Origin of the sequence: Pseudomonas sp. CAN1 (genome assembly GCF_030462585.1) — a bacterium.
GTDB lineage: Bacteria > Pseudomonadota > Gammaproteobacteria > Pseudomonadales > Pseudomonadaceae > Pseudomonas.
The window spans coordinates 274,971-288,143 of the sequence record NZ_JASMRU010000006.1 but is presented as its reverse complement, the minus strand read 5'-3'; the positions used below and the strand labels follow the sequence as shown (position 1 = coordinate 288,143).

The following is a 13,173-nucleotide window of genomic DNA, read 5'->3' as shown; positions in this document are numbered from 1 at the left end:
TTGCCAGCCGGCGGTCGTTTCATGTGTCAGCATCAGAGCCTCTCGACAGGCAGCGGCCCATGGGCTTGCGGCTGGAAGTAGCGGCGGACTTCGGCGCGGGCCGTGCCCAACGGCTGCGAGCCGCCCAGCGTCTCATCCCACCAGTCCGGCTCGGTTGCGGGTAACTGGCCGACTTGGGTGACCAGGTACAACCAGCCACGAAACACCGTCGGGCGGATCACATCGCCCGGCACGACCTCGCGCAGCGCCTGAAAAGCGACACCCCACGAATCGGGGCAGACGGCGTAGATCATCCCGGTCGCACCCACGCGCAGATCGAGGGTGACCGCCCCGGCCGTGTCAGTGGTGCCACTGCCTGCCACCCGCCATACCCCGTCCGATTGCCGTTCAACGGCGACGACTTCCCGAGCGGCAGGCACGCCCTCTACTCGCACTTGCGCATCGAGCGCCGCCGGCTCGCCGACGCTGCCCGCGCCATCGCTGAGGTCGAACTCCAGCACCACGTCCTCGGTGATCGTCGGGTAACGGGCAGCCGCTCGGGAGGGTGGCGTCTCATCGGTAGCCAGCATGATCCAGCGCTTATCCACGGCAGAGGCCAGGAAGGTGTAGGACGCGCTGTACGAGGTCTCGAACAGGGCCACCAGCTGCAGCGTTTCGCTGAACATCCTGACCAGTTTCGAGGGCTCGGTCTGCTCACCGCCACGGGTGAGCAGAACGGTTACCGTGCGCAAAGCCAGCCCCTGGCTGAACGGAATCACCTCCGCAGGCACAACTTCCATGGCTTACTCCCAGTCGGCTGGATCAAGGCTGACGAAATAGCCGCCCTCTGAATCGTGCGGATAGAGCGGCACCCACTGCTTGCCGTTGGGCAACGTGATCGGCCGCACTCGCTGCTGCCAGGTATTGGGCTGGCCGAACAGCGCCAACACCTCGGAGAGGAGCGCACCGGAGAGGACCGGATCGCCGACCACGCCGCGCAGCAGGCCGGCGAACACCATGCTGGTGTCCTGCACGGACCCCGATAGGCCTGCCCCAAAACACATGACGGCCGCCCGGATCGGCGTGATCCGCTGGAGTATCAGCTTCGCCGCCGTACCGATGGTCCAGCCGCGATAGCCATTGCAGGCCAGCGCGTAGCGCGGGTTTGCCCCCTGGTCGATCAGGTTGGTGAAGGGGTTGCGCAACGCCGAGCCGTAGCTGGTGTTACCGGAGTTGGAGAGCCGGGGAATCCACGGCGAGGCATTCGCGCTGCCACCCAGCGAGCAGAAGGTCGGGCCCAGCCCGGAGCCGTTGAGGTAGCGCCCGAAGTAATGCGCGCTGCCATTGGCTCCGGCGCTAACGCCCGGCAGGTCCGCCGTCGTGCCGTTTCCGCCGATGTAATAGATCACCGTCTTGTCGTCGGCGATCACATACCAATGCACGTTCGCGCCGACGTACCCAACGTTGTAATGCAGCGCACTGTACTGCTCATTGTTGCCGGTGGCGTGGCCGCCGGAGGTGCCCGTGATGGTCTCCAGCGGCTTGGCCGTGTAGCTGTTGCCGTTGCTGTCAGCGAAGCTGATGAAGCCATCACCATTGCCCACGCTGAAGCCCAAGGCGTTCTGGTGGCCAATGACCCACCCCGCCGCCGGCTTCGTCCCGTAGCCGTTCACCAGGCAGGCCAGCAGGATCTGCCGGATTCGTTCAATGGGGCTCCCGCTCAACGCGGGCGCCCCCGTATCGAGGCTGCTATAGAAACGAATCGTCATCAGTCGGCATCCCCTCGAATCTGCAGCTTGAACTGGTCATCCTCGACAGTGCCCTGGCCGCTCAGCACGGTGCGCGCGATCCACAGCGGCCCGAGGGCCGAGTCGGTGTTGAAGCGCACCGCGTTGGCCGCCGCCCAGCCGCTGCCCCAGCCCTCCTTGCGGACGGTGAAGTACGGCATGCCGTTCTCCGGGTTGACCGGCGCGCAGTCGGTCGAGGTGTTGCCGGTGGAGATGACGCCCAGCTTCTCCTCGACGACCTGGAACGACGTGGCCGAGGTGAACACCAACGCCCACTTGCCGTCGATTGCGCCCTGGTTGGTGATGATCGGCGGGTAGCTCAGCGTGTTGTAGTTCGCCGTGGTCGTCTCCCCGGATGGGGCATCTGTCCAGTTGGGCGCGCCAGTGCTCCATGCCTTCTGCGTGAACCAGTGGTGATAGCGCGACTGCAGGTCGCCCCAGCTCACCGCGCTCGACACCGTGGCCTCGTCCGCGGGCAGATCCCACGGCACCGGCGACGCCAGTTCCAGGTCTCCACTGATCTGTACCTCGGTGCACAGGGTCATGTGCTCGACGCGATCCAGCACCACCAGCGGCAGGGTCAGCGGATCACCGGCCGCATTCTGCAGCACCAGGGGATTGCCCCAGGTCAGGCGCCCCAGCTCACGGTTCACGCTGTAGCTGGTGGGCGCCAGGGCCACGCCGTTGGCGTCCACCACCTCAATGGCGGCCTGCTGCTGGCGGGCCAGCTGCAAGGTGCCCCCGGCGGCCGGGCTGGCCACCTCCGTTTCAGCGACGTGCCGGATCACCAGCACGTCCGCCTCGCGGTACTGAGGCACCCGGCCATCGGACGGCAGGCGTACCGGGTCAAGGCCGATCAGGCTGGCGTCCAGCGGCAGGGTCGAGAAGATCACCCCGTTGTAGCGCAGCAGCAGTGGGATCACCGGGATATCGCTCGCGCCGGTCTGGTCGTTCAAGTCACTGGTGAAGCGCAGCCGGACGATGCCCGTATCGATGTCCACCGTGCCCTTGATCACCGCGTTGCTGAACACGCCGTTGGCATCCGCCGTGGCGGTGACCACTGCGGCGGTGTCAACGCGCACAGCAGTGACCTGCAGGCTGCCCGCACGCAGCGGCGCCCCCGGCGTGCGGAAGGTCATCGCGTTGACGCTGAAGCCAGCATTGGTGGTCAGGCAGGCCAGCAGGGTCACGGTCGACCCGGAACCGGCGTTGTAGGTGCTGAGCGTGGCGGTGCGGCCGGCATAGTCCACCGAGCCGACGGCCGTGCCGGCGTTGGTGGCCGAGCTGATGCCCTTGTACAGCAGCCCGGAGCGGTCGACGTAAGTCTCACCGCCCCAAGTGAACAGCAACGAGCCCGGCAGGATCGCCTCCGCCACTCCCGGCAGCAGGTCGAGCGTCACCGGCACCACCGACTGCACGTCGGTCTGCGCGCCGTAGCTCTGCCCATTGGCCTGGGCGCGCACGGTCAGCGTGCCGCCGAATGACTCCAGCAGGCTGGTGTTGGTCTTCACTAACTCCAGGGTGTCCGGCTTGAAACCGTTCTTCTCGGTCGCGTAGGTGTACTGGACGTACACATACTGACTGGCCACCTGCATCGAGCAGGCACCGGTGGAGTAGTTGATGCTCCCCACCCGCCCGCCGCTCCAGCCGCCCGATCCATTGTCGGTGGCCACGTTGTTCACCTGCACCTCAGACTCGTAGACCGGCAGCGTGTTGCCGCTTTCCAGGGCGCTCTTGTCGATGGCAGGGACCGCCTGGCGCCGCCGGGTGATCCAACTCACCTGGACGCTGCCCGGCTTGAGCGGCGCGCCAGGGATGGTGAAGGTCGTCATACCGGAGCTGTCCGACGTCACGGCCAGCGGCGTGTCGGTCACCGAGCCTTGCTGGTAGGCGTGCGTGATCGCGGTACCGGCATCCGGCGTGGCGGTCAGTTCCATCGACACGGTGCCGGCGGCGTAGTTGATCACGCCCGTACCGCCCGTCCCGCTGAGTGCGCCGTTGCCGCCATCAGTGATGCTCTTGGTGACGCCACCGACAGTGAAGGTCGCGCTGTAGCTGCCCGGCAGGATGCCCTGGTGCGGCAGCGTGCGGCTGACCTTCGCCTTGGCCTGCACGGCAGCGCCAGTGTGCTGGGTGAAGGCCGAGCTGTTCTGGCCGACGTAAGCCCAAATCACGGAGCTACCAACGTCCGGCAGCGCGTTCAGGGTCAGCGCGACCGAGCCGGTGGCAAAGGTGATCGTCCCGCTGCCCTGCCCGGTCAGCTCACCATTGCCGGGATCGCGCAGGGTCTGCCACTTGCCCAACGCCATGTAGCTGACCTCCAGCGTGCCCGGCATGGGCGGCGCGTCGGCCAGGCTCAGGGTGTAGACGTAACCGCGATTGGTCAGGTCGATGGGAATTTCCCCAGTGACCATTTCGCCGGTCGCAGCGGCACCAGGCTGCAGGACGACACTGGCCGCGCCGACGTAGCCGCCAGTGGTGCGTACCAGGTTGATCTCGCCAGTCTCATAGTCCACGGTGCTGCTGGTGATCCAGTTGCTGCCCGAGACGAAGCGCAGCTTGCCAGTGCTGTCGTCGGCGAAGGTGCCGCCGTTGACGGTCAGCGTCAGGGAGCCCGGCGTGATACCGGTGCCAACGAAGCTGCGCGACTGGCCACCCGTGACCAGGGCAAAAGTCAGCGCGACAGTGCGCGAAGGGCCCGTGGCCAGGATCAGGCGCTTCTGGTAGCCGGCCAGCTTGTCGATCAGGGCATTTTCGCGCGTGCTGCTTGGCACCAGCTGGGCATAGACCGACTTCACCTTGACGTTGAGCGCGCCGGCCGAGATAGCCTCTGCCAGCGGGCTGATCCCGTAATAGTGAGCCGCATCGGCAACCTGGGTCGCGAGTACCTGGCTCTTGCTCACACCGGCCGGGTTGGTGGCGGAGGTGCCCGCCGGGGTCGGAGTGCCACCGGGAAAGGTGTTCAGCAGCGGCGAAGAGATCGACACGTCCAGGCGGCGCCGGGTGAAGGTCACGAAGTTGCCGTTGCCGTAGTCGTAGGTGAACGACTCCAGCGAGGTCTCTACCGCGGTGAAGCGCACGTACTGCGAGGTGGTGCTCCCCACCAGTTGATAGACCTCGCCGATCTCCGGCAGGCGCTGCTCCTCACGTTGCACACAGGCAATGGCACGCTGCCCCTGCAGCTGGTTGCCCAGCAGCTCGAATGGCGCAGCGACCGCCGGCACCACGAAGGACTCGATGGCATCACGGGCATCGGCACGTTCGTCGGTCTGGCTGCCGGTGTTGAACAGCACCACCGAGACGCGCGGGTCCGCCGGCCCTTGGGTGAGGATGCAATGCGCGCCCAGGTAGGCGTTGTCGTTGGTCGACACTACGCCGGCAAAGGCCTTGCGCAGGCTGATGCGGCCGATGGTGCGATCCAGGCGCGAGATGTCCGGGAACAGGTTGTTGATCTCGCTATCCACCACCGCCGCGCCGGTGGCACGGCCGCCGCCGTCCTCTTCATCGGTCAGGCGCTGGCTCTTGAGCAGTTTGATGTTTTCGGTGCTGATTGCCATGTGCACTCCAGCCAGAAACGAAAAACCCCGCCGGGGCGGGGTCTGTTGATCGGGGTTGTCGGGCGTCGCTACTCGCCGGGGAAGTCCCACAGGATCAGCTGCGGGCGGCCCATTCCAGCCTGCACCTCGGCGAGCCGAGAGCCTGGTCGGCCGCTGGGCGACTCCGCCTGACAGCGCGCCAGGGCATCACGGAAAGTTTCCGTGCCCTCCAGCGAGACCAGCAGGTCCAGCTGCTCCTCGGCCAGCGCCAGCACATCTCCGAGGCTGTAGCGCCCGGCAGGCTCGTGCTGCTCCATCACGGCGATGGCGCCCTCTTCCGAGCGCGCCGCCACGACATTGCCGCCCACCCAGTACGCGGTCAGTTGCATGGTCTTCTCCATCAAGGGGCAGCCACCGGGGCCACCGTGATCAGGCTGATCTCAACGTCATAGATCGCGTCCGGCGAGGGGTTCACCTCGCGGAACACCTGTGAGGCCTTCAGCGGCGCGCCGTTGCTGCGATTGAAGATCACCGGGAACTCACGGCCATCGGGCAGCACTAGGTTCATCACGTTCAGCCGCTGGTCACGCAGGGCTTCCAGTTGCCGAACGACCGACAGCGACGTCCACACGCCGCCGTTGGCCTTGAGGGTGATCGGGCGCCCATGCAGCTTGACGCCCTCCTGCACCAGAAGCGCCCCGGTCAGCGAGCGCTCCTGCTCCTGCGCCACTGGGTCCCATTCGAACTCATCCGCCCATTCGAACTGGTCATCCAGCTCGATGCTGTCGAGCATCATCAGCTTGTCCTCATTGCAGCCACGCCGAGCAGGTCGAGCAGCTGGGTTCCGTCATCGGTGACACCGACGTCCACGGTCCGCCCCTGAAGCTCAAGGCGGATCGTCTTCATCGGCTGGGTGGTCGCAGGTGCGGCAGGCTCTGTTGCAGTCGTGGCGGCAGGCTGCGCGGCGTTCTGCGCCTCCACCCTCGCCTTCTGCTCGGCCAGCTGCCGCTGGCTGTTCGTCTCGGTTTCGATCTGCTTCAGCGTGCCAAGGGCCCGCATCAGGTTCTCCACCGCGTTCAGGTCCCCGCCAGCCTGGGCGTCCGCCAGTTGCTGCTGGAGGTCACGCTGGCGGCTGGCGAACTTGCTGCGGTCCACCGCCTCCTGTTCGCCGCGCAGACCGGCCAGCTCTTCCTGCAGACCGGCCAGGGTGTCGCGCGAGCCCTCGGACAGCTGCTGCATCCGCTGCTTGGCCGACTCGATGGTGCTCTCCAGTTGACGAAGGTCCGAGTCGTTCAGCAGGTTCATGCCATTGCGCGCCGCCTGGGCCTGGGTCAGGAAGCTCCTCACGGTGATATCGCCTTTTTCATACCCCTCAAGCAGGCTCAGCAGCTGCTGCTTTTGCTCGAGGAAGGACACTGCCGTTCGATCGCTGTCCGCCTTCATCGAGAGCGCCCAACGACCAAGGCTGGAGATACCAGGTGACGAAGCTGCGGCATCGAGCTTGGCCTTCTCTTCGCGCATCCGGCGCAGTGACTCAGTTGTCGACTCAAGCGAACTGGTATCGATTTTCACGTCGGCGGAGGAAATGCCACGCAGGGCGTCGAATGCCTGCAACGCCTCAGAGCTCAACTCGGCAAGCGGTTGGCGCGCCGAAGACAACATGTCACTGAAGAAGTCGATAGCCCCCTCGGTTACCTCCTTCGTGTCCTCCGTGCCCTTCCGGTGGGCCTCCATCGCCTCCCCCATGGCCCGCCGCTGCTGCTCCATCAGTTGGCCAGACGCGCGCCGCTGCTCTTCCATCGACTGTGTAGCCCTGTCAGCGCTGGCCGCTTGGTCGCTGGTGCTTTTGCTCAGGCTGTCCGTCGATTTCTTCAGCTCGGCCTGGCGCGCATTAAGACGGGCGATTTCGGACTGGTAATCAGCGGTCGAGAGAACACCCGTCTGATTGAGTTTGACGACGGCTTTGCGGATGTTCTCGATGTCGAGATCGGTCTTGGCGCTGGCTATCGCATCCTGAACGTCCGTCAGCGACTTGAGGTTGGCCGCCAGAATGCCGACCTGGGGCGCAGCGGAGGTTGCCGCCCCGCCCATCTCCTTCAACCGCGCGTTCAGGACAGCTGAAGACTGGCTGAACTCCTGCTGGGTGAGGTCACCACGCTTGAAGGCGCTGTACAGCTCACTACCCAATTGGCGCAGCTGGGCGACACTATCTGCTGCGCTGATCTGCGCAAGGGCATTGTTGATGCCAGTTACACGCTGGACTGTATGTTCGAACGTTTCGTCCAGAGCCTCTTTTACCGCTTCCGCCTGGGCGACAGCAGTTTTCTTGGGTGGCTCGGCAGCCTTCTCCCATACATCGATGATCTTCTTACCAGACTCCTCGGCATACCCGGCCATCCCCTCGTAGATTCCCTTGAGGACTTCCCCGCTGACCCTGGCCTTCTCTGCCAGTCCTTCGCCGCCAAAGCTGTCCGGGAGCTTCTTACCAAGGTCTTCAGCAAGGGTAGCAATCTGGTACCCGACCGCAGCAAAGGAAGCGACTACCTGGCTCAGGCCTCCAGTAAGTCCATACCAGAGGGTTTTGAAGGGCGCCGTGAAGATTTCAACCTTCTTCGCAGCTTCATCCAGATGCGCACCAAAGTCGTTCATCCAGGCGGCAGAGTCATCAGTCAACCGTTTGAAATCCACCTCGCCCATTTTTGTAATGAACTGGCCGATCCATTCGGCACCTTGTACGAATGCATTCGCAAAACCTTGAGCTAAGCGCTCCAGACTGCCGTCATCACGCATCCGGAGAATGCTATCCCGCACCTCCTCCATCTTGCGCTTGATGTAGTCAAAGGCCCCGCTCCCTCCAACCATGCCGGCGAAATCACCAAATTGGTCAGTGATGCTTTTCCACAAACCCTGGAACGTCTTGTATTTGGCCGCAGCGGCAGCACCACCATATGCCTCGGACATCATGTCGAGGATGATGCGCTGAGCCTCCGCCTTCCGCCCCGTCGCCTCCAGCTGCTGCATCAGCTCCTTCTGACCGGCTTCTAGCTTGAAGCCTTGCCTACCAAGCGCAGCCATTGCATCCGAGGGAGACTGCAATGCCTTCCCCACAGTCTCGGCTGACTGCTCAACGCTGATTCCCAATCGCTCAGCCTGGTCGATGGTTACCTGCAGAGCATCGGGAAACTCCTTCGCCAGGATGTCGGTGTACGACAGCAGCCGCGTCTCCGCGGAGACAATCTCTTCGGTAGAAAGCATCGAGGCATCACGGAGACCCTCTGCCATTTCCAGCAGCTTCTCACTGGTAAGCCCCGCGGCATTGCCGGTGGATTTCAGCGAGGCCTCAAGCTGGGCCATGGCTGCCTCGCCATCGCTCCCATCAGCGATCACTGCTCCAATGCCGTCCTTAATCAGACCGAAGCCCGCTGCAAGCCCTTGGAGCGCCTTGTCGACCAGGTATATGGAGACCAACCATTTGCCGAAGTTGAGCGTCGCCTCGGTCACTCCGGTCTTGATGTTCTGGACGGTCTGGCCCATCCCGCTCGCTGAGTCGGACGTTCTCCGCTGCTGCCGCTCAAGCTCGCGCAGCTCCTGCGTGGCCTGGCTGAGCTTCTCCTTCGCCTGCGACACCTCCGCCGCGAGACGTCTCTCCTCATCTGCCAGCTTGCTGGTATCGACGCCTGCCTCTTTGGCTGCGCGTTCCTGCTCAGCATGCTTGGTCGTCAGTGCGTCCAGATTACGGCGAAGGCTTGCAGCTTCGCGCTCGGCTGCCTTCAGAGACGTCTCAAGCCCTTTACTGCCTGGGTTCTTGTCCAATGCATCGCGCAATGCCCGAACGGTGGTCTCCGCCCGGACAACGGACTTCTCGGTCTGCACGATTGCCCGCTCGGTGTTGGACAGCCCGGCGATCAGACCTCGCGCATCCTTAGCCGAGTCCAGGGCCTGATTCAGCTCACCAGTTTTCGCGCGCAGCGCCTCCATTGCTTCCGTGGCTTGATGGGCGGGGGTAGAAAGATCGTCCTTGCCGCGCAACACGAACTGGATCAGGCGCTGGATTGGGTTTGCCATGAAAATCTCCGGGCAAAAAAAACCCGCCAATTGGCGGGTTTCCTAATAATGAACAGAGTGAGTCAAGGAAGAGAGTACTTTTCCTTCAGCTGCTTCAACCGGCTAGCCTCACGCTCGCTCAGACCTCTTGCGTCGTAGAGCGCTTCGTTATTGGCTCCATCAAGCCGCTCGACTTCAACGGTGAAAACAGCATCAGCCGGTGTCTCGACCTTCCCCCACTCACTGAACGAGTTCGGAGCCAAGGTCCACTCCGCGCTCTCTCCCGGCTCCAGACCTCCAGGGATCTGGTAGTTGAAGTCTTCGACTAGCCAAGGGATCGAACGGCCAGGAGTCGCAATGGTTCCCTTGAAGTAGGCCCTGGACACCGGCTGGTTAGTACCGTTGTGAACGGCGATCTGGATTATCGGCTCCTTCCTGTAGCTGTACTCGCGCTCTCGAAGTGAGAACCTCGACCGAGTGACCGTGAACTTTGCAAGCTGCACTTTTGCTTGCTCTGCCGTATCAAGCTTCGCTTCCAGTTCTTTGATCTCTGCAAGCGCTTGCTCTTTCTCTCGCGCCTCACGCGCCACCCTGATGGCGTCGGCCTGGGCAATCACTTCGTCTGCGGTCTTGCCATTGAGCGAAGCCATTGAGTTCGCCGCAGCCCCTTCCGGGCTCACTTCACCCTTCATGATTGCTTTGAAATCCAAGCCCTGTAGGGCAATGAGCGTGAAAGCTTCCTGGAACTTCTGACGCTTGTCAGGCGGCAACTTCTCAGCAACCTTCTGAGCCGAGGCCTTCATGGCAGCCTCGCTGGAACCATCCAGTTTTGGCTCGCCGCAGCCGGTCAGCGCCAGCGCAATGCACAGCCCTGCAATTTGATGAACTCGCATGGATTCCCTCCCAAGGGCAGCAGACAAGGGAGGGAATCTACATCTACCGGGCCGGCTCCGCCAACTCAGGCAGGCTCGACCAGATCCATCTGGCAGAACTTAGAAATGCCAGCCGCAGTGACAAGCGGATCGGAGAGCAGCTCGGCTGGGCCGGTCAGCTTGGCGTACTCCTGCCCCAGCACTGCGAACTCCTGCAGCATGCCGAACTTCACGCGGCGCGCACGCAAGGTGAAAGGCTCACCAGACTGAGCGTCGTTCAACCCCGCCACGTACAGCTCCAGCTCCTTCTGCGAGCCGTTGAGCATCTGGACAACACTGCTCGGCCGGGGGGTGTAACTGACCGTAATGCCCGTGGCATCAATGTCACCACCGCTGAGAACCTGGATACCGTGCGGAACCAGTTGGTAGTCGGTGCCGACTTCGAGCGGATCGCCCCCAGCCGTCTTGACCACGACCGTCTTGGTCAGGTCCGGCAGATACTTGAACGGGATCAGTTCCAGCGCCACACCCTTCGACACATGCGCCTCGTCGGGAATGGCCGCGGTCGGCGCCATCTGGATGGTCGAACGAGTGACCAGCGCGATGTTCTCCGCGGTCAGGTCGTAGAAACCCACAGACGAGGTGACGTCGGTCACGCGCTCACGCACGTTGCGATTGCCGCCGCCCCCCATGTAGTTGGGCAATGCCTTTCGGTCAGTGGCAAAGCTGATGTTGAAGATGTCGCAGTTGCCGAACGGCAAGAGCGGGTCCTGGGTACCGTATAGGCGGGCATGGACAATGCCCTCGCCGATGAACGAACGGTCAATGATCTGTTGCATATGGCTCTCCTTGGGGCGATGCAGGCGTTGGGTTACTTGACGTCGTCGCCGGCCGGCTGCGGCTCGCGGCCGCGCTGCACGGGCTGGGCGGGTTTCGGCGCCTGGGCGGGCTTTTCATCATCGAGAAAGCCGTGGGCCTTGGCGTGGTCTGCCACTGCCTGGGAAACCTCCACCTCTTCCTCGCTTGCGATGTAACGCTTCACACCCGCGCCCTCGCGGAAGTGGAAGGCTTTGTTGATGGTGACTTTGGGCATGGCGCCCTCCAGAAATGAGAAGGCCGCCCGGAGGCGGCCTTGGGTTACAGGGGTTGTACGTAGGTGAAAGTGATCGGGATGATTCGATACCCCCAGCGTCGGCCCTGATCCGGCAGGCGAACGACTGATGCAGGGAAGTCGACCTTGATCAGGCCCTGCACATCCAGCCCTGCCTTCACCCCTTTCAGGGCGCGCTTGATCTCCAGACGCGCTGTGCGCAGTGATGCGGCTGCGTTGGCCTTACGGGTCATCGCCACGATGTTGAGCGTCCACTCTTCCTGGCAGGTTCCGGTCTGACGAGCGCGCTCGACGGTGTCGCCTTCCTGCAGAACGATCATGTAGTCCGGCAGGCTGTCGTCTCCGGAATCGAGGACGCCGGCCACCGAATCCTCTAGAACGGAGCTGCCAAACAGCGGCACGCCTGCCAGCAGGAGCTGAAGCTGGCCGATGACCCCGGCCTGAACATCGAATACCTGGTTCATGCGGGCACCACGTAGAAGGTGATCCAGTCGCCATCGTCGGCATGGATGCCGGCGATGCTCCAGGCGTTGCCCTCCTCATCGAGGAAGGAGCCCTTGCTGTCGACCCGGGGCAGGAGGCGCTTGAGCACCTCCAGCGTCCTGAAGCGGTCAATCGCGGAAACATCGAGTCGTTCCACGCCCTGCTCGACGATGCCGGCCAGCGATTCGACCAGGCGCACTCCGTTGCGGTCGAGGTAGTCGAATGCACCATCGCCGAGGGCTTCAGCGAGGGTGGCGTCCATGTCATCGACCAGTTCGCTGAAGCCGCCCATGGTCAGATGGTCAGCTGGATGACGGAGCGCGGGCGGGTGCAGAGGTGCAGCGGGTTGGACTGCACCTCGCCGTCCACCCCCTTGTCCATGCGCATGCTTTCCAGCTTGCCGTAGTACGGCAGGCCCAGGGTGTTGACGGTCTCCATGTAGTCCGCCGGAGCGAAGACCGAAATGAACAGGCCTTCGGCCCCTTCGGCTACGACGTAGGCACTGTCGTCGTCCACGAACGGCATGCCCGGCAGCTTGCCGCGGTAGCGATCCCAGGTGATGCCGCCGAAGTCGAAGGCCTTGCGGCGGTCAGCTCGCAAGGCAGAGGCCGCCTCACTCGCCAGGTAGGTCTCGCGGACCTTCGGGTGGGAGATGAGCTTTTTCCAGAAATTCCGGCCGCACCAGGCGCGGGCGCCGGTGCTGGCAAGGCCGTAAAGCTCATCTTCCTGCTGGTCCAGAACGTCCACACAGAGAGCGCTGACGTCGGTGTCAGCGTTGTTCAGCTCCAGGGACATCGGCTTCAGTCGTTTCAGGCCGAAGGACTGGAAGATGTCGACCAGTACGGTTTCACCGTCGGAGTCGATCACCTGCCCCTTGATGGCGCCGATGCGCTGCCATTCATGGGTCGTGTCCAACTGGCGGCGGGCCTTTTCCAGGCGCGCAGTTACTACGTCCTGAACGCCTTGCAGCTCCGTGCGCGAGCCCACGGCGCGGATGCCTTGGATTTCATCCGCCAGGATCTGGAAGGTTTGCGGCAGGTGCACGCTGTTGAACGGCACCAGACGGCGCTTGTCAGCGATCACGGCCTGGCCGCCCGAGCCGCGCGGCTTGGCCTCGACGAGCTGCAGGGTCATACCGTCCTTCTCGATCTGCTGGACGATGGTTTGGCTGCCCTGCTCGGTGAACAGACCGGACGCAGCGATCTGACCGGGGACGACGTGGTCCTCGTTCAGGGTCAGGATCAGGTTGGGGACGCTGAAAGCCTCGTCCTGGAAAATAGAAATCTCAGCCATGAGGGGCTCCTAGAAATGGCGAACCCCGCCGGAGCGGGGTTCATAGTGATGGTGTGGTGAGTGGTTGG

Annotated in this window: 12 protein-coding genes; all 12 read right to left on the bottom strand. The window is 63.5% G+C overall.

Annotated elements, in window-relative coordinates; translation table 11 throughout:
* Window positions 1-32: 32 nt before the first annotated feature.
* The 12 genes from QO207_RS11845 to QO207_RS11790 all read right to left on the bottom strand — a co-directional run bounded on the left by QO207_RS11845 (window position 33) and on the right by QO207_RS11790 (window position 13,105).
* Entirely contained in the window at window positions 33-779 is a 747-nt protein-coding gene (locus QO207_RS11845) for a hypothetical protein (protein ID WP_301532601.1), read from the bottom strand.
* A gap of 3 nt (window positions 780-782) precedes the next feature.
* Window positions 783-1,748: a hypothetical protein gene (locus QO207_RS11840; protein ID WP_301532600.1), complete on the bottom strand. Its 966-nt coding sequence runs from the start codon at window positions 1,746-1,748 to the stop codon at window positions 783-785.
* Window positions 1,748-5,323, bottom strand: a complete 3,576-nt coding sequence (locus tag QO207_RS11835; protein WP_301532599.1) for a hypothetical protein — start codon at window positions 5,321-5,323, stop codon at window positions 1,748-1,750. Before QO207_RS11835 ends, QO207_RS11840 begins: the two co-directional genes overlap by 1 nt.
* Window positions 5,324-5,391: 68 nt before the next feature.
* Window positions 5,392-5,691 (bottom strand): hypothetical protein, encoded by a 300-nt coding sequence (locus QO207_RS11830; protein WP_301532598.1) that lies wholly within the window; start codon window positions 5,689-5,691, stop codon window positions 5,392-5,394.
* A gap of 11 nt (window positions 5,692-5,702) precedes the next feature.
* Window positions 5,703-6,098, bottom strand: a complete 396-nt coding sequence (locus QO207_RS11825; protein ID WP_301532597.1) for a hypothetical protein — start codon at window positions 6,096-6,098, stop codon at window positions 5,703-5,705.
* Window positions 6,098-9,367, bottom strand: coding sequence for a phage tail length tape measure family protein (locus tag QO207_RS11820; RefSeq protein WP_301532596.1), 3,270 nt, complete (start codon window positions 9,365-9,367; stop codon window positions 6,098-6,100). The genes QO207_RS11825 and QO207_RS11820 overlap by 1 nt, the downstream gene beginning before the upstream one ends.
* Window positions 9,368-9,429: 62 nt before the next feature.
* Window positions 9,430-10,239: a DUF6694 family lipoprotein gene (locus tag QO207_RS11815; protein WP_301532595.1), complete on the bottom strand. Its 810-nt coding sequence runs from the start codon at window positions 10,237-10,239 to the stop codon at window positions 9,430-9,432.
* Between the two features lie 65 nt (window positions 10,240-10,304).
* Complete coding sequence (locus QO207_RS11810) at window positions 10,305-11,057, bottom strand: hypothetical protein (RefSeq protein WP_301532594.1); 753 nt, start codon at window positions 11,055-11,057, stop codon at window positions 10,305-10,307.
* Between the two features lie 32 nt (window positions 11,058-11,089).
* Window positions 11,090-11,311 carry a hypothetical protein gene (locus QO207_RS11805; RefSeq protein ID WP_301532593.1) on the bottom strand — a complete coding sequence of 74 codons (222 nt, stop codon included), beginning with the start codon at window positions 11,309-11,311 and terminating at the stop codon, window positions 11,090-11,092.
* 44 nt (window positions 11,312-11,355) lie between these two features.
* A complete protein-coding gene (locus QO207_RS11800) occupies window positions 11,356-11,793 on the bottom strand; it encodes a hypothetical protein (RefSeq protein ID WP_301532592.1) in 438 nt (145 codons plus the stop codon).
* Window positions 11,790-12,104: a hypothetical protein gene (locus QO207_RS11795; protein WP_301532591.1), complete on the bottom strand. Its 315-nt coding sequence runs from the start codon at window positions 12,102-12,104 to the stop codon at window positions 11,790-11,792. Before QO207_RS11795 ends, QO207_RS11800 begins: the two co-directional genes overlap by 4 nt.
* A 2-nt stretch (window positions 12,105-12,106) precedes the next feature.
* Window positions 12,107-13,105 (bottom strand): major capsid protein, encoded by a 999-nt coding sequence (locus QO207_RS11790; protein WP_301532590.1) that lies wholly within the window; start codon window positions 13,103-13,105, stop codon window positions 12,107-12,109.
* Window positions 13,106-13,173 lie beyond the last annotated feature (68 nt).